Here is a 22,527-nt window from a genome sequence, read left to right on the forward strand (position 1 = left end):
CATAGTAAATTTATATAAATGAATCGTATACTCAAGTGAAATCGACTTTTTGTTTACGATGACAATAAAGAATAAGGAGCACGTCATGAGTTTAGTTGTACCTGCTGAAAAAACAGATGCCGTACAAGCCGAAACCGACCGAGTCGAACGCATTCTGGTTGTCGATGATGATGTGCGTCTACGCACCCTCTTACAACGCTTCCTAGAAGATAAAGGTTTTGTGGTCAAGACCGCACATGATGCGACTCAGATGGATCGTCTGTTGCAGCGGGAACTCTTTTCCCTGATTGTGCTCGACTTTATGTTACCTGTTGAAGATGGCTTGAGTATTTGTCGCCGTCTGCGCCAATCTAGCATCGATACCCCAATCATTATGCTGACCGCTCGTGGTAGTGATTCAGACCGTATTGCTGGACTTGAAGCCGGTGCAGATGACTATTTACCAAAACCATTCAACCCGAATGAGCTTTTGGCACGTATTCGTGCCGTATTACGTCGTCAAGTGCGTGAAGTTCCGGGCGCACCAAGCCAACAAATGGAAGTGGTGTCTTTTGGTCCGTGGTCACTCGACCTGTCTACTCGTACATTAACCCGTGAAGGTCAAGTCGTCACATTAACAACGGGTGAATTTGCTGTACTTAAAGCATTAGTTCAACATCCTCGTGAACCACTGACACGCGACAAGTTAATGAATCTTGCTCGTGGTCGTGAATGGGGTGCTATGGAGCGTTCAATTGACGTTCAGGTTTCTCGCCTGCGTCGTTTGGTTGAAGAAAACCCAGCACGTGCGCGCTATATTCAAACCGTTTGGGGTGTAGGTTATGTTTTTGTTCCAGATGGTGCTGAATAAGCTATAAAATAAGACCTGAGAATCGAGTCACCGTACCTCATGTCCGGAAATGCCATTCGCTGCTGTCCGAGCCACTTGAAATTGAATGAATAAAAGTAATGTGCGCGAGTTCAGCGAATGGCAAAAATTTTGGTTACTTTTTTAAAAAGTAACATAACGAACTCCTCCCAAAAAACGTTCCAGCAGTAAGATTCCATCGCAAAGAATAAAAACTGCCTTTCAAAAAATTTGCTTAAAGGATTCTGCGTGAAACTCGAACCCATCGACCCACAGGAATTTACCGACTACGTTACCTACTCCGAAAAAAAACGGACACCTTGGGAACGCTTCCTCGATAAAATCAAACCCCGCTCTGCAGCCATGCGGACCACCGTATTGGTCTTATTTGTGGTGTTTTTTAGCCTGTTTATGTCCTTATGGTTCTTTTGGCGCACACTCTATTTACCCGAAATTCAACAACATGCTCGTTACCTCGCGGTCGAACTTGAAATCATTAACAATCCTGATTTACGGATTTTTCATAACAATGCCGAAGTGGATGTCGACGACTGGATGCGCAACCGTGTCGGGATCGAATATGTGACCGATCCGAAAGAATTCCCCAACGTCAAAGACAAAGTCATTGCAGAGTTCTTTACCAATCAAATTGAAAAGAAACTGGCCAAAGAAATGCGCATTGATAATGCGACCGTGTATTTCCAATTTAAACCTGACCCACGCATCTGGATTCAAACTCCAGAAATGAATGGCAACTGGGTTCGCGAGCCTTTAAAAACCTATGCCAACTATAGCGCAGAGCTGATTTTAGGTTGGTTATTGGGTATTCCGCTGATTGCTGGCATCATTATCTTAACCTTGGTTCGTCAGCTCAACCGTCCACTAAAACGTTTACAAGATGCGGCAAACAACTATAGTAAACAAGGCACTGCACCTTATTTAGAAACCAACCATGGGCCACAAGAAATCCGTGAAGTAAACCAAGCCTTTAACCACATGGTCTACACGCTGGAACAAACTGAACGTGATCGTCGCATCATGTTGGCCGGTATTTCCCACGATTTGCGTACTCCGCTGACCCGTATTCGACTCAGCGCAGAAATGATGCCTGATGATGACTTCCTAAAAGAAGGTCTGATTTACGATGTTGAAGATATGGATGCGATTCTGAATCAGTTCATTTCGTATATGCGAGATGGCTCTGATGAAGTTCCGCAAGATACTGATTTAAATGCGCTATTGCAGGAATTAGTGATTCAATTTAAACCTTTAGATATTCGCTTTGAACCTCAAGACTTACCGATTATTCAAGCACGTAGCCTGTCCTTAAAACGACTAATAGGCAACTTAATCAATAACTCAAAACGCTATGGTGCCGAGCCGATTGAACTGTCTACCGAATATGAAGGTGACCATATTCAAATTCGCGTTGCCGATAATGGCGAAGGGATTCCTGAAGACCAAATTGAAGACCTGATGCAACCTTTTGTACGTGGTAATGATGCACGTACCATTCAAGGCAGTGGACTCGGTTTAGCCATTGTAAAACGTATTGTGGATATTCACGAAGGTCAACTTTCAATTCACAATCGAGCAGAAGGTGGACTCGAAGCGATCATTTCTTTACCACTGAAAAAACTCGAAAATGATGAAATATTAAACAACAGCCCATTGGGAAAAATTAAGCAAAGTTTAACTGAACGCTTTTAACAAGCGTTCAAAAAAGCAACGAACAGTTTTGTTTAAGCTTTAACCATTGATATTTTTAACTTTATTATTCAGTTACTTAAAAAACATAATAAAATCTTATACCCACATTTTTTCAAAAAATTAGACCTTAGCCTAACAGGGATGCAAAATGGCTTTTTTGATCGGTACAATCCGTATCAGTTTTGAGAATTTCACGAGAGTATATGATGTCTTTAGATCGCATCCGTTTAGCTGCCCTTCACGACAAAGTTATCAGCGCAGAAAAGGCTGCTGAATTCATTCAGGATGGTATGACGGTAGGTATGAGTGGTTTCACACGCGCAGGTGAAGCGAAAGCTGTACCTTTAGCGTTGGTTCAACAGGCTCATGCTAATCCTCTTAAAATCACCCTAATTACTGGCGCGAGCTTGGGTAACGATTTGGACAAAAAATTGACTGAAGCAGGTGTTCTTGCTCGTCGTTTACCGTTCCAAGTAGACAATACATTACGTAAAGCGATCAACAAAGGCGAAGTAATGTTCATCGATCAGCATTTGTCTGAAACAGTTGAACAAATGCGTAACCTTCAGCTTAAAAAGCCTGATGTAGCAATTATTGAAGCTGTTGCGATCACTGAAGATGGTGGCATCATCCCTACAACTTCTGTAGGTAACTCTGCAAGCTTCGCAATTTTTGCTGAAAAAGTGATTGTTGAAATCAACACCAACTTAAGCCCAGCATTTGAAGGCTTACACGATATTTATATCCCAACATATCGTCCAACACGTCAAGCGATTCCATTGACTCATGTTGACGAACGTATTGGTACACATGCAATCAACATCGATCCTTCAAAAATCGTAGGTATCGTATTTAACAACGAATTGCATGACTCTCCATCTACAGTTACTGCCCCTGATGATGAAACTCAAGGTATTGCAAACCACCTTATCGCTTTCTTTGAAAAAGAAGTCGCTGAAGGTCGTTTACCGAAAAACCTAGGTCCATTACAAGCAGGTATTGGTTCAATTGCAAACGCAGTATTGACTGGTCTTAAAGATTCAAACTTTGAAGACTTGATCATGTACTCTGAAGTACTTCAAGACTGTACATTTGAATTGATCGACGCAGGCAAAATGAAATTTGCTTCAGGTTCTTCTATTACGCTTTCTGCGAAATATGGCGAAAAAGTATTTAATAACCTTGAACAATACAAAGACAAACTTGTATTACGTCCACAAGAAATTTCTAACCACCCAGAACTTGTACGTCGTTTAGGTATCATCGGTATCAACACAGCACTTGAGTTTGACATTTACGGTAATGTGAACTCAACTCACGTTTGCGGTACAAAAATGATGAACGGTATTGGTGGTTCAGGTGACTTCGCACGTAATGCGCACTTGGCGATCTTCGTGACTAAATCAATTGCAAAAGGTGGCGACATTTCTTCTGTTGTTCCATTTGCTTCTCACGTTGACCATGCAGAACACGACGTTGACATCTTGGTAACTGAACAAGGTCTTGCTGACTTACGTGGTCTTGCTCCACGTGAACGTGCTCGTGCTGTAATCGACAACTGTGCACACCCAAGCTACCGTGCAGCATTAAACGATTACTTCGACCGTGCTTGTGCGAAAGGTGGTCAAACACCTCACCTTCTACGTGAAGCATTGTCTTGGCACATCAACTTCGAAGAGAACGGCCATATGTTAGCTGCTCAACCTGAAGTGAAAACTGCTTAATTGACAGTGAACTAAAAAAACGCTCTTCGGAGCGTTTTTTTATGGCTTTTATTTTTTAATATGACTTATCAAGTCTGCAAAACTCGACTAATCTAAATTGGTCAAATTACATGCTAAAACAAAAATTATGTTTATTATCCGCCCCTATCTCGAATCTGATTTAGACGATGTGATTGCACTTTGGGAACTGTGTGATCTGACCCGTCCATGGAATAATCCTGAAATTGATATATTTCGAAAACTAGCGCAACGCGACCAATTATTCTTGTTGGCAGTCAAAGATGATCAACTGATTGCAACTGTGATGGGTGGTTATGATGGACACCGAGGCTGGGTCAATTATCTTGCCGTGCATCCACATTTTCAACGTAATGGTGTTGCTACTGCCCTCATTCAGCAATTAGAAAAACGCTTAATTGCTTTAGGCTGCCCAAAACTTCAATTACTGATTCGCCAAGACAACATTGACGTACAAAATTTTTATGAACAATTGGGCTATGAAGAGGTTGAAGTGATTTGTTTGGGTAAACGTTTAATCACGGATTAATCGTTCGACAAATCTTCATTCAATCCTTGTAACAAAATCAAAAAAAAAACGACATTGCGCCATCGAAACAAAAATGGATTGCATTGCTTGGCTTTAAATTTTAGGATTTGCCCCCATCATTTTCCCAGAACATAGAAAAGAGATTTCCCATGCGTGTAGATATCTGGTCAGACGTGGTTTGCCCATTTTGTTATATTGCGAAAAAACGCCTTGAAGCTGCTGCCGAAGAATCGGGTGTAGAACTTGAAGTGTTTTGGCATAGCTATCAACTTGATGCAGATGCGCCCGCTCGTCTAGAAATTTCTAATACTGAACGTCTAGCTCAAAAATATGGCCGCACTATTGAAGAAGTTGAAGAAATGCAGCGCAATATTGCCGAAATGGCAAAAGCTGAAGGTATTGAATTTAACTGGCAAAAAGCCAATTCAGGCAATACTTTCAACGCGCACCGCTTGATTCATCTTGCACAAAGCAAAGGTCTCGGCAGTGAAGCCAAAGAAGCTTTCTTCTATAGCTATATGACGCAAGGCTTGGCCATTGGTGAACGTGAAACCTTAGAAGACGTTGCATCTCGTATTGGTCTAAACCCTGTTGAAGTCGATGACTTATTAGACTCAGATGAATTTGCTGATTTCGTCAAATACGACGAAGAAGTAGCACGCGATCAACTTAAAGTTACGGGTGTACCGTTCTTTGTATTTGAGCAACGCATTGCTTTAGCAGGCGCTCAACCGAAAGACGTGTTTAAACAAGTGATGGACAAAGCTGCGGAACTTCCTGAGCTTGCTCCTACACCTGTGTGTAATGATGAAAGCTGTGAAACGCCTGAAAAATAATTCAGCGTGTTCAAACAAAAATCCCCGAACTTCGGGGATTTTTTTTGATCAGTTTTTAACTTCAATAAAACTAAACTTATTCAACCAAGAAGCTGATTTTTAAGTTCACTCGATATTCCGCAATTTTATTGTCTTTCACCACAACTTTTTGTTCATTAATCCATGCACCCTGAACGTTCTTTACGGTTTCAGTGACTTTATTAATTCCCGTTTGGATCGCATCTTCAAAACTTTTTGTGCTACTTGCATTTACTTCAACGACTTTAGCAACAGACATTGTATTTATCCTCATTGTTATGATTTTGAATCTTCATCATATGATTAAGTCACTTATTTTGGTTATTTTTTAAACATCAAAACAGCAAAATATTACATGTCTTACACAGGAGTGAATTCCACTTCGAGGGATTACAAACTGACCATCATTTATTACATGCTTTCTGTTTAAGCCAAGGCCACTACCGATTAGGCTAAAAGCTTCATTCTTCAAACGATCATGCTCGGGAGTAATGTCATGACTATTGAACCTCAAGCAACTTCTGCTGAAACCGAACTATCTACCAATACACCCCCTCAAACAACCACCAACGAGTCCCAAACAGGGAAGAATAGCTTTCTCTCACGTTTTTCTCCGACCGTCAAAGGTGCTGCGATCGGAGCTGTTGCAGGCAGTATTTTGCCTGTTTTTGGTACGATTAGCGGTGCCATTATTGGGGGTATCGCAGGCAAAGTCTATGAAAAGAAATGTGCCAAACATTCATAGATTTTTCATCTATATCTGAGTGATACGCCGCTGTCACTCAGCCACTAAAAACTCTAGAGCAATAACTCTAATAGACTGTTTTATATAAATATTAAATCCTACCATTTATCTTGTGTTGCCGAATCGATCATTTTTAATTGATTATTTTTTGATATTATTTTCACATAAATTCAAGTGATTAATTTTCTCCCTGACTCAATTTTTGAGTTACTAATGATTGATAGGAATACACAAATGAACGCAATCAAATATGCTATGGCTGTTGCTGTGATGGCGCTTTCTGCAACTGTTTCTGCACAAATCGTTTACGTACCAGATTTTCCAGTAAAAAAAGCTGTAACTGCTGAAACTGCCAATGCAGAGAGCCAAGCTCCAGCTGCTGATACAACTGAAGTTATAACAAGCACAGAAAAAAAAGCTTAATTTTTAGCTGATTTTTCCATAAAAAAACCGATGGCTCCCACCATCGGTTTTTTATTTTATGTGCCTTTACTTTGGGCTTTATTCTTTACTTAACATTAAAAATGAACATCTAAAAGCGCTCGATCGCTGATGATGACTTCAAAAAAATTGATCAAACCATACCGCTATATCTTTTGCAAAACCTATCTTTAAGCTAATGATTTGGTATTATTTTTAAACAAAATGCGCATTAATTGTCATATTTAACGCTTAATTTGTAGAAGCTGACATTTATTTCCATGTTTTTTTTAATGAAATCTCTATAATCAAATGAACTAATCGACTTCTTTATTTTTAAATTTACATTGTCCTATGCAAGAACTTCAGGCACTGATACAAGGAAAAATTTCACCGCAGGTTATCGATATTGAACGCCTGATTGAATTGGCCAATACATATCGAAACCCGAATTCGGCTGAATATAAATTAGTAGAACTTGCAACCAATATTGTATTGGCTAAATATTTAGAAAAAGCACAAAAAGTCCTTTAGGAAGCGGACAAATGAATTTACAAGAGAAAGTACAATTAATAAAAGAAATCCATGTACTGACCCATCAACTTGAACACCGTGCTTTGAGTTTTTATGAAACTGCGCTTTCTAAACGTCGGATTCATGAAATTTTTGCCTTATGCGACGAACCGATTTTTCAAAAGCAAATATTAAGTTATCGTGCATTAACTAAGCCACAAATGGCTGCCACTGAATTTTCCAAACAAACGCCATATTCATTGTTATTTCGTGGCTATTTTAACCATGATGCTGCACTTGAAAATGCTTTATATCAATATCCAGAGATGGGTTGGGCCTTGCTGCATGACCATGAATTAGGTTGGCAAGTTTGGATGATTCCAGCTAAACAGCGCACGGCGTTACTCAGTGAATGGGGCAATTTCAGTGAATGCTATGATTGGTTAATTGAGCAACAACAGCTATATAAATGTTTAATCAGTGATATCGATCTACGTCTACATGCCGTACGCCTAAAAGAAGAAGTCAGCACAGCACCAAACAATGTTGCAGCAAGTGTGGATGCCCTACTGCCGATTGAAACAATAAATAAAGATGGATCTGTCGATATAGATCATTGCGATAAGCAAATCAATGAAGCGGATACGTTGCTTGATAACTCAAATACAAATAAACCGGAGCTTTCTGCACCTGATACCGTTCCTCTTGTTCTAATTGAGCAGCCAACACATGCGCCATCGGAGGAACATCTCAACTCGACAATGGCAGGCGTTGAACTTCCTGAACAGGTTCAAATCGCTCAATATGCCGCTCGCGTTCAAACGCTGCAAAACATCGATGCGCAATTGGCCTTGTATGAATTGCAGTTTATAGATCAGCCTGAACTCACAACACAACTTGATGTTCTATTGCATACGATAGATGGTACAGATTGGAAAAACCAGCCGCTGTATTTAGCAGAGCAAATCAATACCGAGGGCCGCTTCATCAAATATCTCTTGTTGTTTGGTGCGCAAACGCAAATGGAAGCCATTCGACTCTCTCAACTGTTTTGCCAACAACATCAACATGAAATTGCCGCGATTAAAGTCATGACATGGGACAATCTAGAGCAACTCTGTGCTGCACCTGATCAGCTCTATCAACAGTCTCAGCAGGCTGAAATAATTTGGTCGCAAAACGACTATTATCCATTTATCCCGGCACAGTTAATTCATACGCAAAAATTCATTCATTTTGATGAACCTGAACCGACGCTACATACCCCGCTGTTATTATTACAAGAACGTCAAAAAATACGTTTAATCCACGGTCAAAAACGCATGGCACTCTTGCGTACCGAACAAGCCCTTCCCTATTTGATCCTCCATCGACAGCAAGGTTTAAATTGGCAAAGCATCCAAAATGTGATCCAACAATTGCCTCAACCCATTGATGTGATTTCGCTTTATCAAGCACTTAAGCAAATGACCGAAGATTAATTGCATTTATTTTGTAGTTTGGCTTGCATTTATCCGATAAAAATAACAAAACTACAGATGCAGGATACTCAGATGATAATTAAATAGAGCCAAAACATATGCATAAAAAACAACAGTACTTTATTCGGACTTTGCTTTTTTCCGCATCAATGAGCTTGATGTATCAAGTTGCTTGGGCCAATGAAACTGATGCTGTCGTCAATGAAACTGAGGGTGAACATTCGCAGGATGTGCCTGCAACCGAGCATAGTTCACCGTATATCATGCCAAAAACCTATGATTTTTTAGATCAAATTCCACGTTGGATTGATGCAACACCGACCTTCTTACCTGAACAATCAGATCACCCCATTGTTCCGACAACAGAACAAACGGAAAATAATAGCTGGACCGATCGACAACAGAAGAAAGTCCGAAATTGGGCAGATCGAACGGCCGTTCGCATGGATAACTGGTTTGGGCAAAGTGAGCCTGATAAACCAGCCAATGCTACCCTTAGGGTGATTTTAGACAACAGTTGGAATAAGCACGATGAATACGAAATTAAGCCACGTATTCGCGGTAAAATTAAGCTTCCCACTTTAGAGAAAAAATTGAGTGTGGTCTTTGGTGATGACTCACTTGATAATGAATTAGAAAATAATGCTGCAATTACCAATGAAAACCCTGCGGGGCGTAGTGATAAAAATTATGACAATAAGCAAACCCGTGAAGATAACAGTTCACTGGCTTTACGTTGGTCAGAAATTTCAGATCGACTGCCCTTCGAAACTGACGTTGATCTCGGTTTACGTTCTGGTGATGACCTATATGTCCGCTTAAAAGCAGCTAAAAAATGGCAACTCGACAATGATTACAGTTTTTTAGCCGAACAAATTTATCGTTATGGTATCGATAGTGAAAATTATCTAAGAACCAATTTAGAATTAACCCATGCCCGTCCAGGCCAACCCTTTATCTCAAACCAATTCAACCTGACCTATGCAGATGCACAGGATGATGATCTGAAATGGGATAACTTCAGTTACCGCCAACACCAATTTTTTAAAGGTAACCGATTCAACTACGGCCTATATACAGGTGGTTTTTACAATAACGATCAACTGCGTTTAAACAGTTGGGGACCCTATGTATCATGGCGACAGCCCTTTCTGCGCGAATGGTTTTATATCCAAGGTGATCTCAACTACCTCAACAACCATCGTGACGATAAAAGCCACTTTGTGGGCGCTTTAGTGCGCCTTGAAGCCTTGTTCTAGAACCCGCTATTTCACAGCGAATAAAAAGCCCATCTCAACAGGATGGGCTTTTTTTAAATAACTCAGCTTCAATTTTTCTTAATCACACGTACACGATCATTACGTACAATACTCGGCTGTTTTTCAGCGACTTTTTTCACTTTAGGAAAACTATACTGAACACGATCATTTCGCATCACACGGCGACTATCAACAAAAGGGTTGATATCGTATTGTGCGATCTGCTTTGAAACCTGCACACGGTCATTACGCACCATTTTTTGCTTAGCGCTGTCTGCCTGAGCAGATTGCATGAGGCCCATAGAGAGCAGCGAGCCCATTACAGCGATCACTAAAATTTTCATCTTAAGATTCCCAATACTTAACGATCGCTATTATAGATTAATTATTTATTTTTAATTTATTTTAAAGATTAAAACATGGACGTTTTTATTCATGTGCTCTATCGAAAAACCAAATAAAAAAACCTCCCGAAGGAGGTTCATTTCATATCTACCGTTACTTCAGCAATAAGCTGTTAATCCGTTTGATGTATTGGGCAGGATCTTCGGGTAAACCGCCTTCAGCAATCAACGCTTGATCGAAGATCACATTCGCCAAATCATCAAATTGCGCTGAACCTTCTAATTTTTGTACCAACGGATGGGATGGATTGATTTCCAAGACTGGTTTTGACTCGGGAACCGCTTGTCCTGCTTGTTTTAGCATACGGACCAGTTGCGGTGATAACTCACCCTCAGCCACCACCAAACACGCAGGAGAGTCCACTAAACGTGTTGTTACACGCACTTCAGAGGTCTTATCTTTTAACGCATCCGACAGTTTTTCAACAACAGGTTTAAACTGCTCAGCAGCTTCCTCAAGTGCTTTCTTCTCTTCAGCATCTTGTAGATCACCCAAATCAACTGCACCTTTTGATACATTCTGTAATGGTGTTCCATCAAACTCAAAAACAAATTCCATCGCCCACTCATCCACTCGTTCAGTCATGAGCAGCACTTCGATACCTTTTTTCTTGAACAATTCAAGTTGTGGTGAGTTTTTCGCAGCATTTAAACTATCAGCAGTCACATAGTAAATTGCCTTTTGGCCTTCTTTCATATTGGCTTTATAGTCTGCAAATGATGTTTTCACTTCATCATTATTTGACGAAGCAAAGCGTAATAATTTTAGAATACGCTCACGATTCGCCATGTCTTCGCCTAAGCCTTCTTTTAAGACTGAACCAAACTCAGCGTAGAATTTTGCAAACTTCTCTTGATCAGCAACATCTTCAGATTTCGCCAAACTATCTAGCACTGTTAAAATACGGCGGGCGTTACCTTCACGAATCGTTTTAACGTCGCGACTTTCTTGTAATAATTCACGGCTTACATTAAGTGGTAAGTCTGCGCTATCCACCACACCTTGAACAAAACGTAAATAATTTGGAATCAAATTATCCGCATCATCCATGATAAATACACGTTTCACATAGAGCTTAATTCCTGCTTTAGCTTCACGTGTGAAAATATTGCTTGGTGCGCGAGATGGAATATAAAGTAACTGTGTATATTCCGTACTTCCCTCTACACGGTTGTGTGTCCATGCAAGCGGGGCTTCAAAATCATGGCTCAGGTTTTTATAAAACTCAGTATATTGTTCTTCACTGATCTCATTTTTATTACGCGTCCATAATGCACTTGCTGAGTTAATCGCTTCCCATTCATCCGTCAGTACATATTGACCAGGTTTTGCTTCTTCGCCTTCGGCAGCTTCCTCTTGTTGCCAAACTTCTTTCTGCATCTCAATTGGCAAACTAATATGATCAGAGTATTTATTAATAATCTGCTTAACTTTGTAACGATCCAAATAATCTAAAGCATCCTCGCGTAAATGCAAAATGATGTCGGTTCCACGTGAAGCCTTATCAATTGGCTCTACATCAAACTCACCTGTACCATTACTAACCCAACGTACCCCTTCAGCAGCATTTACCCCAGCACGACGTGATTCCACTGTAATTTTTTCAGCAACAATAAAACCTGAATAGAAGCCCACACCAAATTGACCAATCAATTGTGCATCTGACTTTTGATCACCCGTAAGCTTCGACATAAAATCTTTAGTGCCAGACTTAGCAATCGTACCCAAATGATCAATCGCTTCTTGTTGTGTCATACCAATACCATTATCCGAAATGGTAATTGTCTTCTGCTCTTTATTTAAATGAATACGCACATGTAAATCTGGATCATTTTCATAATATTCAGGATGGTTAATGCCTTCAAAACGTAATTTATCGCAGGCATCAGATGCGTTTGATACTAACTCACGAAGGAAAATTTCAGGATTTGAATATAAAGAATGTGTTACTAAATGCAGTAACTGAGCCACTTCCGCTTGGAAGCTGTGTTTTTGAGATTGTTGTTCGCTCATCAGTCTCTCCGTTCATACTGAGTAAAATTATCAATTGCCTATATGAATGGAGGGACTTCACTATTTTTCAATAGTGTGAATGGAAAATTTTTATTCTGTCGCACTAAATTTTAAGGTTTAAAAAGGTCCTTGTTTATAAACGCGGTCCATGTAGAGATCCAGTTTTTGCTGCCGCATTTTATATACATCACTTAAACAACTGACATTGTCACGGCACTGATCGCGTAGTTGTAGCCATTTTATTTGTTGATCTTGAATTGCACCACGTGTCCCCATGGGAGCTAAATGACGAATAATCGTATAGGTCGTGGCCATTTTGACATCGGCATCATTAATACTCCGGTTATCACAAACCGCATGTTCGGTAATGGTTTTCGCCTTTTTACAATCAAAACTTGCGGCATAACTTGTCGAAATAAAATAAGCACTGCCCAAGACCAGCATACCCTGAATAATTTTTTTCATCGTCTTTTCTCTTCTTCCAACTTGCTGATTTATTTCGACTCTAACAGTTCCACCTAAATTTTCTATTGCCTATTTGTTCAATTCGATCAACTGATGAATGGAATATTCTGCATAAAAAACCCTGCCTAATGGCAGGGTTTTAAGATCAGTTACAGCTTAGAATTTGTAGCTATAACCAATTGTATACACCATTGGATCGATATCTAAATCAAAAGTTGTAACATCTTTAATTTCAACTTCTGGGCTGATCTGTGCATAACGCGCATCAAAGAAAACACCCCAATTTTTAGCATCAGCTGGCTGGTAGTTAAAGCCGATTTGACCAGCAAAACCAAAATCTTCTTTTACTTTAACTTTACCTAGATCTGATTCTTCATCCCAAGCAACAAAGGCTGTACCACCCACACCGATATATGGTGTAAAGCGTGTTGAATTTTTAAAATTATATTTCGCAGTAATCGTTGGCGGTAAGTGTTTAAGCTTAACAGCCTTATCACCGTTTAACAGCACATCATGATTGATTGGAGTTGCCAAAAGCAATTCTGCTGAAATGTTGTCGTTAAAGAAATATTCCACCGATGGTGTAAATGCATATTCATTGTCTGCTTTTACAGTCGCAGCACCGTCTAGGATATCAGTATCTGCTGTTGGCGCGATTACAGACCCACCAACTTTTACCTGCCATTGACCAGCCATCGCTGAAGCAGACATACCCAATAATGCAATAAGAGCAGCTTGTTTTAACATTTTAAAGCAACCTTCTAGAATGAATAATTAATATTAAACATTAGTATTAAAATTATGCAATAACATTATTTAATAATTTATTACACTATTATATAAGTTATTATTAATTAACTATATTTATTTTAATCATAGCTCAAAGGTTGGTTTTATTTATCAACCATTATAATTAACTTATTATTTAAAATATACCAACCATTTTAATCAGAATTAATAAAATGAATTATTTTAATCCAACCAAAATCCTCAGGATTAAATAACAAAAAAGGCGATTATATAATCGCCTTCTTATTTATCTTTGAAAATTTTTTAGAGTACCATTGCGGCAATCCAACCAAAGATCATTAATGGAATATTGTAGTGAATGAAGGTCGGTACCACACTATCTTTCATGTGGTCATGCTGACCATCCATATTAAGACCTGATGTTGGCCCTAAAGTTGAGTCTGATGCTGGAGAACCTGCATCTCCCAAAGCTGCTGCTGTACCAATAATGGCAATCGTTGCCGCTGGGCTAAAACCAAATTGAATACAAAGTGGTACATAAATAATGGCCAAAATTGGGATTGTTGAGAATGAAGAACCAATACCTAAGGTAATTAATAACCCAATTAATAACATCCAAAATGCCGCTAAACCTTGGCTGTTTCCAATCCATTCAACTGAAGCTTGTACCAGTGTTGGTACTTGATTCGTAGCCTCAATCACAGATGCAAAGCCTTGCGCAGAAATCATAATGAAACCCACCAGTGCCATCATGCGCATACCACTGATAATGACATCATCGGCTTCTTTCCACTTAAAAATACCTGCACAGCTTAAGATCGCAACACCAACCAGACCCGCCAAAATCATCGACTCAGATATGACTTGAACAGAAAGCGTAGCAACTACTGCTACCGCAGCCATGATCAAAGTAAATTTAGCGACTTGTGGTTTACCATTTTCATCTGCTTTTACATCAGATGAGATGGTGTGCTGTGATTCCTTAACCTGAACGTCAGCATACTCTCGTGGTTTACGGTAGCTATAAAAAACAGCAATTAATAAGCCAACAAACATCCCAAATACTGGAATTGCCATAGCAGTTGGAATTTGATCATAGCTGATGTTGAAACCGTATGGCTTACCAAAGGTATTGATGTTTTGACCTAAAATATCATTAAGGAAAATAGCACCAAAACCAAAAGGTACCAGCATATAAGTCGCCACAAGACCAAAAGTCAGAACACAAGCAATCAAACGACGGTCAAGTTTTAAATGATTAAATACGCTGAGTAATGGTGGAATTAATACTGGAATAAACGCAATGTGCACTGGAATCACGTTTTGTGAACATACGGCGGCTAAAGCGATAGTAGCGAAAATTACGTATTTCACGCGATTCTGGGCTTTCACATTACTGTTACCTTTGAGTTTAGTAATGAGTTGATAAGCCAGTAAATCTGGCAAACCTGAACGCGCAAGTGCCAAAGCAAATGCCCCCAACACGCCATAAGCAAGTGCGATTTGAGCACCGTTGCCTAAGCCACTATTAAACGCTTCGATGGTGCCATGAATACCAAGACCAGCTAACAAGCCACCTGTTACTGCACCAATGATCAGCGCAAATACAACAGGCACGCGTGCCAGCGACAGTCCAAACATGACTGTAATTGCGGCAAGAATAGCAAACATAAGAAAAAAGGGAGTCTGACAAAAAACCGTATTTTATCAGAATTTGCTCGCTATTTAGCCCCCTATCGATGAAACTGCCACTGTTGAACGATTTACTTAAAGCTGCTGTGATTGCGCAAATTGAGCGATGTAACTTGCAATTTTTTCGGGTTGGCTCAGCACGGCCCAATGATTGGCATTGACTTCAACTACAGATAAATCTTCAACCCAATTAGGTAATTCTTTAATGTAATCTGGACTGACAAAATTATCATGTTTCAACACAATCGCTTGTACAGGACAGACGGCATGACGTTGTCTAGGCTGAGTTAAGCGGGGAATAAAATTAGCACGGTAAAGCGCAATACCGTGTTTACCATCATGCTGAATATTATGATTCAAAGGCAATTCTTGAGTACGTTCTAAATCATTCACAATTTTTCCCCAACGTTCAGCATTCAAAAAATGCCACGCCGTCGGTGCCAAAAATGGTAATTGGAATACCCCGATGTACCATGACTTACTTAATAATTTGAGTAATTTTTTCTGCTGATGCTTAAAGCTATTTCTGAGCAAAAATGCCGCATGATCCAAACATGGCCCAGAAATAGTTGAATAAGACAAAATACGTGAGCGAAATTTTGGCTCAGTTACCGATTCCCAAGATTGGATAGAGCCCCAATCATGCGCGGCTAAATGAAAACTACGCTCGCCTAATACCGCTTGCGTCACACTATCTAAATCAAGTGATAATTGCTCCAAACGATAATCTCGTACTTTACGGGGCACAGAGGACTGCCCTGCACCTCGCACGTCATAGCTCACAATATAAAATTCAGAACCAAGATGTTCAATAACCGGTTCCCATACTTCCTGATTATCAGGATAACCATGAACCAAAACCAAAGCGGGCTTGGTTTCATCACCCCATGTCTTTACATAGAGCCGTTGTTGATCTGTGGTATTCACCCATTGCGTATTTAGTGGTTGCATTCTTCTTGTCCTTTTATCGATTCCATCGAATTGACGTTTTATTTGTGAACATGGGCAATGTGATCAATGCCACAGTTTTGAAACTCATTTAGTATGCAAAGTTCAGCATAAAAAAAAATTGACCCAGTATGAGCATAATCCAGAAAATAATGACAATGCCTATTGTCTCTAAATTCTTACTCAATCATTATGCCCCTTATAAAGGTGCTGGCATTTCGATTGATAAAATTGATCTCGCCAATTATCACATTCGCGTCAAAATGCCATTAACTCGAAAAAATCAAAATATTGTCGGTGTACATTTTGGCGGTAGTCTATATTCAATGGTTGACCCATTTTATATGTTGATTTTGATGCATCACCTTGGCTCACGTTATATCGTGTGGGACAAAGCGGCAAATATCCAATTTTTATCTCCCGGGCGTGGAACGGTATACGCCGACATCCAGCTCGACCCAAATGAAATCAATCATATTAAAAACTTAGCAGATAACCACGCACCTGTTTTACGGAACTATAGCTTAAATATTTTTGATGAAGCAGGCTTACGTATCGCTGAAATTCAAAAAACGCTATACATTCGTCGCAAGCAACCCCATCCACGCAAATAAAAAAGGCGCTTATCTTTAAGCGCCTTTTCATTCAAATTTATCGGATTGGATTAGCGATTTTGCTCAATTGCAGCACCTGCGCCACCACCGATTGCACCACCAATCGCAGCACCAGTGTTACCACCAAAGATACTTTTACCGACTGCAGAACCAATCGCACCACCTACACCACTATATGTGGCATTTCGGTTTGAACCGTTTTGAGTTTTACTACCGACAGCTGCACCAGCACCACCACCAACGGCTGCACCTACACCACCACCGACATTATTACCCACACCACCACCTATGGCACCACCTAAAGCTGCAGCACCAATACGTTGTTCATTTGGCGACATGCTTTCACAACCAGCAAGCATTAGGGTCGACATCATCGCGACTGCGCATACGCTCATTACTTTTTTCATTGTGATGTTCCTTGTCTTCTTTAATACCTATGATTCTAAAACCATTGTATGAAACAATTAAACATAGCTTGTTACGGCTTGGAGCATAAATGCTGCATTTTGTAAAAACCATGCCTAATCGCTCACGAATCACTCAGGGTTTTCATCCAAAATCATCAAATCTTTTGTTGTTTCACCATTTTCAGTCAGCACCGCATGAGAGAATTTGGCTTTGCTTTCTGGATCTGTTGCCTGATCTAGTTTTAGCGTGCGTTTAATCGGGTCTTGCCCTTTCTTAAACTCTACACCTTCTGCATCAATATTGGTGTTTTGACGAATAATCTGACCGTCCTGCTTCACCGTCGTCTTGGTTTCAATTTTAGAAGTCGGGACGATGACACCACCACGTTGTAGTACTGGAATCGATAATTTCTTTTCAGAAAAATCACTTTGATGATCTGAAAGTTCAATTTCACGTGCCACGATATCCTGACCTTTATTGGTCATTTCTAACACTGTTGCAGTCACTTGGCGTACAGGTTCTTGACCTGCAACACGGCGAATCACTTCTGTTTTTAGTACTGGAACTACAGCTTTATCTTCTACCACAATCGAATTGGGCATAGGTGCAGCAATCGCTGTCAATGAGCTGAATAATGCAAAAACTGCGAATACTTGCTGTGTGAATTTCATCAAAAAGACCCCGTTATGTTTAAGTTTAAAAATCAAGAGATTTGTTATGTTCTATTTTTACTATAGGAAATAAATCAACATTAGGAAAGCTTTAATTTTCAATTCGTCCGCATAAAAAAAGCCACCCAAAGGTGGCTTTTTTGAATGATTTAAGGGCTAATTAAAGACCGTTAAATTCATCGCTAAATGCTTGGCTTAATGCTTGATCAACATCAGAGAAGTCATTGTGAAGCTCAAGCTCTGCAGCTTCAGACTCTTGACGACGACGTTCTAAGTGGTAAGCCAAACCTGTACCCGCTGGGATCAGACGACCTACAACTACGTTTTCTTTCAGACCACGTAATTCATCTTCTTTACCTGTTACAGCAGCCTCAGTTAACACACGAGTTGTTTCCTGGAACGATGCAGCAGAAATGAACGAGTCAGTAGAAAGCGACGCTTTGGTAATACCCATCAATTGACGTTCAAACTTCGCTGGGAACTTGTTCTGAGCTGCCACAGCTTGGTTTTCTTGAACAACGCGGATGTATTCCACTTGCTCGCCTTTGATGAAGCTTGTATCACCACCGTCAGTGATTTCAACTTTACGAAGCATTTGACGTACGATCACTTCAATGTGCTTGTCGTTGATTTTTACACCTTGCAGACGGTATACGTCCTGAACTTCGTTCACGATGTAGTTTGTCAGTGCAACTTCGCCTTTCAAACGTAAGATGTCGTGTGGGTTTTGCGGACCATCAGAAATGGTTTCACCACGGTTCACATGCTCGCCTTCGAACACGTTAATCGTACGCCATTTCGGAATTAGCTCTTCGTAAATCTCAGAGCCATCATCCGGAGTAATCACAAGACGGTTCTTACCTTTGGTCTCTTTACCGAAGCTTACGATACCTGAAATTTCAGCAAGGATCGCATGTTCTTTCGGTTTACGTGCTTCGAACAAGTCAGCTACACGCGGTAGACCACCGGTAATATCACGTGTACGTGAAGATTCTTGTGGTACACGACCAATAACGTCACCGACACCAATTGTTTCGCCGTCGCGCACAGTCAGAATCGTGTTTTGTGGTAGGAAGTAGAACTGTTCGCCGCCATCTGTTGTATCCAATACAACAGCTGGACGCATATCTTTACCAGATGCTGGACGTGAAGTTACTGGAAGTACCTCAATAGTCGTCATACCTGTTGCATCATCAGTTTTCGATGTCACAGTTACGCCATCAGCGATTTGGCTGAAACGCACTTTACCTGCAACTTCGGTAACCAATGGATGTGTATGCGGATCCCAAGTCGCTACGATACCGCCAGCTTCCACAGCTTCTCCATCTTTAATGATGATTGAAGCACCGTATGGAATTTTGTAACGTTCGCGTTCACGACCGATGTCATCTGCGATACCGATTTCACCTGAACGTGAAGTTGATACCAAGTGACCTTTAGCGTGTTGTACTGTTTTCACATTGTGGAAACGTACTGTACCTTTGTTACGAACTTGTACGCTGTTAGCAGCAGAAGTTCGGCTCGCAGCACCACCCACGTGGAACGTACGCATTGTTAACTGTGTACCTGGCTCACCAATTGATTGAGCAGCCATTACACCCACAGATTCACCTGGATTCACCAAGTGACCGCGAGCAAGGTCACGACCGTAACATTTCGCACATACACCGAAAGTAGATTCACAGTTTACAACTGAACGTACTTTCACTTCATCGACACCTTGCTCTTCTAAGTAGTTTGCAAGTTTTTCGTCGATTAAAGTATTACGTGGAAGAATCACATCATCCGAACCTGGTTTCTTCGCATCTTCAGCAAGTACACGACCCAATACTCGAGTACCTAAGTTCTCGATGACATCGCCACCTTGAATGAACGGAGTCATTACAAGACCGTCGAAAGTACCACAATCTGGCTCAGTAATTACCAAGTCTTGTGCAACGTCAACCAAACGACGAGTCAAGTAACCTGAGTTCGCAGTTTTCAATGCAGTATCGGCCAAACCTTTACGTGCACCGTGTGTTGAAATGAAGTACTGAAGTACGGTCAAACCTTCACGGAAGTTCGCTTTAATTGGTGTTTCAATGATCGAACCATCTGGTTTCGCCATCAAACCACGCATACCCGCTAACTGACGAATCTGAGCTGCCGAACCACGGGCACCTGAGTCAGACATCATGTAGATCGAGTTGAATGATTTTTGTTTCTCGTCTTCACCCTGTTTGTTTTTAACAGTTGTGAAAGACAAGTTGTCCATCATCGCTTTCGCTACTTGGTCGTTTGTACGCGCCCAAATATCGACAACTTTGTTATAACGTTCGCCGGCAGTTACGAAACCTTGCTCGAATTGTTGTTCAATTTCACGAACTTCAACTTCAGCTTTTTCGATAATTGCTTGTTTTTGTGGCGGAATTAACATGTCTTCCATACCAACAGACACACCTGAGTGAGTCGCTTGACGGAAGCCCAAATACATCAATTGGTCAGCGAAGATAACAGTATCTTTAAGACCTAATTTACGGTAGCAAGAGTTGATCAATTTAGAGATGTTCTTTTTAGTCATCTCAACGTTGATTTGTTGGAAATCCATACCTTCAGGTACAACTTCCCAAAGTAAACAACGACCTGGAGTTGTGTCTACAACAATGGTTTGTTGTTCACGGTTACCATTTTCGTCAATGACAGTTTGGTGTACACGTGCTTTTACGCGAGCGTGTAAATCAACTTGACCTGTTGCAAGTGCACGGTTTACTTCGTCAGTATCCGCAAACACCATGCCTTCACCTTTGGCATTGATCGCATCACGAGTGATGTAGTACAAGCCTAAGACAACGTCCTGAGAAGGTACGATGATTGGCTCACCGTTCGCAGGAGAAAGAATGTTGTTTGTTGACATCATTAACGCACGAGCTTCTAACTGAGCTTCAAGTGTTAATGGTACGTGTACCGCCATTTGGTCACCGTCGAAGTCGGCGTTAAATGCCGCACAAACTAACGGGTGAAGACGGATCGCTTTACCTTCAATCAGGGTTGGTTCAAATGCTTGAAGACCCAAACGGTGAAGTGTAGGCGCACGGTTCAACATCACTGGATGTTGACGAATTACGTGAGCAAGTACGTCCCAAACTTCTGGAGTTTCACGCTCAACCATTTTCTTCGCAGCTTTAATGGTTGTCGCTTGGCCAGATGCTTGTAGTTTCGCAAAAATGAATGGTTTGAATAATTCAAGCGCCATTTTTTTCGGAAGACCACATTGGTGAAGACGTAAAGTCGGACCTACGGTAATTACCGAACGACCAGAGTAATCGACACGTTTACCCAATAAGTTTTGACGGAAACGACCTTGTTTACCTTTGATCATGTCTGCCAAAGATTTAAGAGGACGTTTATTCGAACCAGTAATTGCACGACCACGACGACCGTTATCAAGCAATGCATCAACAGACTCTTGTAACATACGTTTTTCGTTACGTACGATAATGTCTGGTGCTGCAAGGTCTAGTAGACGTTTTAAACGGTTGTTACGGTTAATTACACGACGGTAAAGATCGTTTAAGTCAGAAGTCGCAAAACGACCACCTTCTAGAGGAACCAACGGACGAAGATCAGGTGGAAGTACTGGAAGTACATTCATCACCATCCATTCTGGTTTGTTGTTCGACTCTTTGAACGCTTCCATCAATTTCAGACGTTTAGAAGCTTTTTTAAGCTTCGTTTCTGAAGTTGTATTTGGAATTTCTTCACGAAGACGTGAAATTTCAGCTTCAAGATCGATGTCTTTCAACAAATCTTGAACTGCTTCTGCACCCATTTTCGCAGTGAATTCATCACCGTGTTCTTCTAAAGCAGTGAAGTATTCTTCATCGTTTAGAAGTTGGTATTTCTCAAGTGGAGTCATACCTGGGTCAGTTACAACGTATGATTCGAAATACAATACACGTTCGATATCACGTAAAGTCATGTCTAAAAGCAGACCGATACGGCTAGGAAGTGATTTTAAGAACCAAATATGTGCAACTGGAGAAGCAAGGTCAATATGACCCATACGCTCACGACGTACTTTTGCAGTTGTTACTTCAACGCCACATTTTTCACAAATGACGCCTTTGTATTTCATACGCTTGTATTTACCACACAAGCATTCGTAATCTTTTACTGGACCAAAGATTTTGGCACAGAATAAACCATCACGTTCAGGTTTGAACGTACGATAGTTAATGGTTTCAGGCTTTTTAACTTCACCATGAGACCACGACTTAATCATTTCTGGTGACGCAAGACCAATACGGATGCGATCAAACTCTACAGGAGCATGACCGTCTGAATCCGTCTTTTTGCGCATGATATCGAGCAAGTCTTTCAATTTTTTTCTCCGTGTGTTGTGGAGATTTTCACTTCACAACTGGGTCACAAATATTGTTTTTTTAACTGAGAAATCCCCCTTGCCCCTCTTGATTAAAGAGG

The 22,527-nt window shown here is 40.6% G+C and carries 21 protein-coding genes; 11 read left to right on the forward strand and 10 right to left on the reverse strand.

The genetic code is table 11. The annotated features are described in order from the left end of the window. Positions 1 to 85: 85 nt before the first annotated feature. From ompR to B1201_RS06775, 5 genes are all read left to right on the forward strand, one after another. Positions 86 to 850 carry a two-component system response regulator OmpR gene (ompR, locus tag B1201_RS06755; RefSeq protein ID WP_078189809.1) on the forward strand — a complete coding sequence of 255 codons (765 nt, stop codon included), beginning with the start codon at positions 86 to 88 and terminating at the stop codon, positions 848 to 850. Positions 851 to 1,096: 246 nt separating this feature from the next. Beyond that, positions 1,097 to 2,557 carry an ATP-binding protein gene (locus B1201_RS06760; protein ID WP_078192829.1) on the forward strand — a complete coding sequence of 487 codons (1,461 nt, stop codon included), beginning with the start codon at positions 1,097 to 1,099 and terminating at the stop codon, positions 2,555 to 2,557. 206 nt (positions 2,558 to 2,763) lie between these two features. Next, positions 2,764 to 4,281: an acetyl-CoA hydrolase/transferase family protein gene (locus tag B1201_RS06765; RefSeq protein ID WP_078192882.1), complete on the forward strand. Its 1,518-nt coding sequence runs from the start codon at positions 2,764 to 2,766 to the stop codon at positions 4,279 to 4,281. A 127-nt stretch (positions 4,282 to 4,408) separates the two neighbouring features. Beyond that, on the forward strand, positions 4,409 to 4,828 hold the full coding sequence (locus B1201_RS06770; protein WP_078189811.1) for a GNAT family acetyltransferase: 420 nt from the start codon (positions 4,409 to 4,411) through the stop codon (positions 4,826 to 4,828). Between the two features lie 149 nt (positions 4,829 to 4,977). Then, complete coding sequence (locus B1201_RS06775; protein WP_078192830.1) at positions 4,978 to 5,664, forward strand: DsbA family oxidoreductase; 687 nt, start codon at positions 4,978 to 4,980, stop codon at positions 5,662 to 5,664. 76 nt (positions 5,665 to 5,740) lie between these two features. Here B1201_RS06775 and B1201_RS06780 read toward each other — a convergent pair whose 3' ends face one another. Continuing rightward, entirely contained in the window at positions 5,741 to 5,941 is a 201-nt protein-coding gene (locus B1201_RS06780; RefSeq protein ID WP_067761311.1) for a dodecin family protein, read from the reverse strand. Between the two features lie 237 nt (positions 5,942 to 6,178). Between B1201_RS06780 and B1201_RS06785 the strand changes: the two genes are divergently transcribed. The 5 genes from B1201_RS06785 (at position 6,179) to B1201_RS06805 (ending at position 10,100) form a co-directional block, all read left to right on the forward strand. Next, positions 6,179 to 6,427, forward strand: coding sequence for a glycine zipper domain-containing protein (locus B1201_RS06785; RefSeq protein WP_078192883.1), 249 nt, complete (start codon positions 6,179 to 6,181; stop codon positions 6,425 to 6,427). Positions 6,428 to 6,661: 234 nt separating this feature from the next. Beyond that, positions 6,662 to 6,850, forward strand: a complete 189-nt coding sequence (locus tag B1201_RS06790) for a hypothetical protein (protein ID WP_078192831.1) — start codon at positions 6,662 to 6,664, stop codon at positions 6,848 to 6,850. 351 nt (positions 6,851 to 7,201) lie between these two features. Then, entirely contained in the window at positions 7,202 to 7,381 is a 180-nt protein-coding gene (locus B1201_RS06795) for a hypothetical protein (protein WP_078189814.1), read from the forward strand. 11 nt (positions 7,382 to 7,392) lie between these two features. Beyond that, a complete protein-coding gene (locus B1201_RS06800) occupies positions 7,393 to 8,841 on the forward strand; it encodes a hypothetical protein (RefSeq protein ID WP_078192832.1) in 1,449 nt (482 codons plus the stop codon). A gap of 98 nt (positions 8,842 to 8,939) precedes the next feature. Further along, positions 8,940 to 10,100 (forward strand): hypothetical protein, encoded by a 1,161-nt coding sequence (locus B1201_RS06805; protein WP_228144761.1) that lies wholly within the window; start codon positions 8,940 to 8,942, stop codon positions 10,098 to 10,100. A 68-nt stretch (positions 10,101 to 10,168) separates the two neighbouring features. On the opposite strand, the gene B1201_RS06810 is transcribed toward B1201_RS06805, so the two are convergent. The 6 genes from B1201_RS06810 to B1201_RS06835 all read right to left on the reverse strand — a co-directional run bounded on the left by B1201_RS06810 (position 10,169) and on the right by B1201_RS06835 (position 16,376). Continuing rightward, positions 10,169 to 10,444, reverse strand: coding sequence for a hypothetical protein (locus tag B1201_RS06810; RefSeq protein WP_078192833.1), 276 nt, complete (start codon positions 10,442 to 10,444; stop codon positions 10,169 to 10,171). A gap of 154 nt (positions 10,445 to 10,598) precedes the next feature. Continuing rightward, on the reverse strand, positions 10,599 to 12,518 hold the full coding sequence (gene htpG / locus B1201_RS06815; protein WP_078192834.1) for a molecular chaperone HtpG: 1,920 nt from the start codon (positions 12,516 to 12,518) through the stop codon (positions 10,599 to 10,601). Positions 12,519 to 12,635: 117 nt separating this feature from the next. Next, positions 12,636 to 12,983: a lysozyme inhibitor LprI family protein gene (locus tag B1201_RS06820; RefSeq protein WP_078192835.1), complete on the reverse strand. Its 348-nt coding sequence runs from the start codon at positions 12,981 to 12,983 to the stop codon at positions 12,636 to 12,638. Positions 12,984 to 13,139: 156 nt separating this feature from the next. After that, the gene (locus tag B1201_RS06825; protein WP_078192836.1) at positions 13,140 to 13,730 is read right to left on the reverse strand and encodes an OmpW/AlkL family protein; all 591 of its coding nucleotides are present in this window, start codon (positions 13,728 to 13,730) and stop codon (positions 13,140 to 13,142) included. A gap of 306 nt (positions 13,731 to 14,036) precedes the next feature. Beyond that, the gene (locus tag B1201_RS06830) at positions 14,037 to 15,404 is read right to left on the reverse strand and encodes a Na+/H+ antiporter family protein (RefSeq protein WP_078192837.1); all 1,368 of its coding nucleotides are present in this window, start codon (positions 15,402 to 15,404) and stop codon (positions 14,037 to 14,039) included. A 96-nt stretch (positions 15,405 to 15,500) separates the two neighbouring features. Continuing rightward, positions 15,501 to 16,376: an alpha/beta fold hydrolase gene (locus B1201_RS06835; protein WP_078192838.1), complete on the reverse strand. Its 876-nt coding sequence runs from the start codon at positions 16,374 to 16,376 to the stop codon at positions 15,501 to 15,503. Between the two features lie 128 nt (positions 16,377 to 16,504). Between B1201_RS06835 and B1201_RS06840 the strand changes: the two genes are divergently transcribed. Then, a complete protein-coding gene (locus B1201_RS06840; protein ID WP_078192839.1) occupies positions 16,505 to 16,987 on the forward strand; it encodes a DUF4442 domain-containing protein in 483 nt (160 codons plus the stop codon). Between the two features lie 50 nt (positions 16,988 to 17,037). Here the strand turns inward: B1201_RS06840 and B1201_RS06845 are convergent, their stop codons facing one another. From B1201_RS06845 to rpoC, 3 genes are all read right to left on the reverse strand, one after another. Further along, positions 17,038 to 17,394: a DNA transfer protein p32 gene (locus B1201_RS06845; RefSeq protein ID WP_078192840.1), complete on the reverse strand. Its 357-nt coding sequence runs from the start codon at positions 17,392 to 17,394 to the stop codon at positions 17,038 to 17,040. Between the two features lie 129 nt (positions 17,395 to 17,523). Beyond that, positions 17,524 to 18,066 carry a hypothetical protein gene (locus B1201_RS06850; RefSeq protein ID WP_078192841.1) on the reverse strand — a complete coding sequence of 181 codons (543 nt, stop codon included), beginning with the start codon at positions 18,064 to 18,066 and terminating at the stop codon, positions 17,524 to 17,526. 160 nt (positions 18,067 to 18,226) lie between these two features. After that, a complete protein-coding gene (rpoC, locus tag B1201_RS06855) occupies positions 18,227 to 22,426 on the reverse strand; it encodes a DNA-directed RNA polymerase subunit beta' (protein WP_078192842.1) in 4,200 nt (1,399 codons plus the stop codon). Positions 22,427 to 22,527 lie beyond the last annotated feature (101 nt).

The sequence above is a fragment of the Acinetobacter sp. ANC 5600 genome (genome assembly GCF_002018395.1).
GTDB classification, from domain to species: Bacteria; Pseudomonadota; Gammaproteobacteria; order Pseudomonadales; family Moraxellaceae; genus Acinetobacter; species Acinetobacter amyesii.

Coding starts and splice junctions, on each gene's coding strand:
- ompR (WP_078189809.1), top strand. CDS start 86: ATGAGTTTAGTTGTACCTGCTGAAAAAACAGATGCCGTACAAGCCGAA.
- B1201_RS06765 (WP_078192882.1), top strand. CDS start 2,764: ATGTCTTTAGATCGCATCCGTTTAGCTGCCCTTCACGACAAAGTTATC.
- B1201_RS06770 (WP_078189811.1), top strand. CDS start 4,409: ATGTTTATTATCCGCCCCTATCTCGAATCTGATTTAGACGATGTGATT.
- B1201_RS06775 (WP_078192830.1), top strand. CDS start 4,978: ATGCGTGTAGATATCTGGTCAGACGTGGTTTGCCCATTTTGTTATATT.
- B1201_RS06780 (WP_067761311.1), bottom strand. CDS start 5,941: ATGTCTGTTGCTAAAGTCGTTGAAGTAAATGCAAGTAGCACAAAAAGT.
- B1201_RS06785 (WP_078192883.1), top strand. CDS start 6,179: ATGACTATTGAACCTCAAGCAACTTCTGCTGAAACCGAACTATCTACC.
- B1201_RS06790 (WP_078192831.1), top strand. CDS start 6,662: ATGAACGCAATCAAATATGCTATGGCTGTTGCTGTGATGGCGCTTTCT.
- B1201_RS06795 (WP_078189814.1), top strand. CDS start 7,202: ATGCAAGAACTTCAGGCACTGATACAAGGAAAAATTTCACCGCAGGTT.
- B1201_RS06800 (WP_078192832.1), top strand. CDS start 7,393: ATGAATTTACAAGAGAAAGTACAATTAATAAAAGAAATCCATGTACTG.
- B1201_RS06805 (WP_228144761.1), top strand. CDS start 8,940: ATGCATAAAAAACAACAGTACTTTATTCGGACTTTGCTTTTTTCCGCA.
- B1201_RS06810 (WP_078192833.1), bottom strand. CDS start 10,444: ATGAAAATTTTAGTGATCGCTGTAATGGGCTCGCTGCTCTCTATGGGC.
- htpG (WP_078192834.1), bottom strand. CDS start 12,518: ATGAGCGAACAACAATCTCAAAAACACAGCTTCCAAGCGGAAGTGGCT.
- B1201_RS06820 (WP_078192835.1), bottom strand. CDS start 12,983: ATGAAAAAAATTATTCAGGGTATGCTGGTCTTGGGCAGTGCTTATTTT.
- B1201_RS06825 (WP_078192836.1), bottom strand. CDS start 13,730: ATGTTAAAACAAGCTGCTCTTATTGCATTATTGGGTATGTCTGCTTCA.
- B1201_RS06830 (WP_078192837.1), bottom strand. CDS start 15,404: ATGTTTGCTATTCTTGCCGCAATTACAGTCATGTTTGGACTGTCGCTG.
- B1201_RS06835 (WP_078192838.1), bottom strand. CDS start 16,376: ATGCAACCACTAAATACGCAATGGGTGAATACCACAGATCAACAACGG.
- B1201_RS06840 (WP_078192839.1), top strand. CDS start 16,505: ATGAGCATAATCCAGAAAATAATGACAATGCCTATTGTCTCTAAATTC.
- B1201_RS06845 (WP_078192840.1), bottom strand. CDS start 17,394: ATGAAAAAAGTAATGAGCGTATGCGCAGTCGCGATGATGTCGACCCTA.
- B1201_RS06850 (WP_078192841.1), bottom strand. CDS start 18,066: ATGAAATTCACACAGCAAGTATTCGCAGTTTTTGCATTATTCAGCTCA.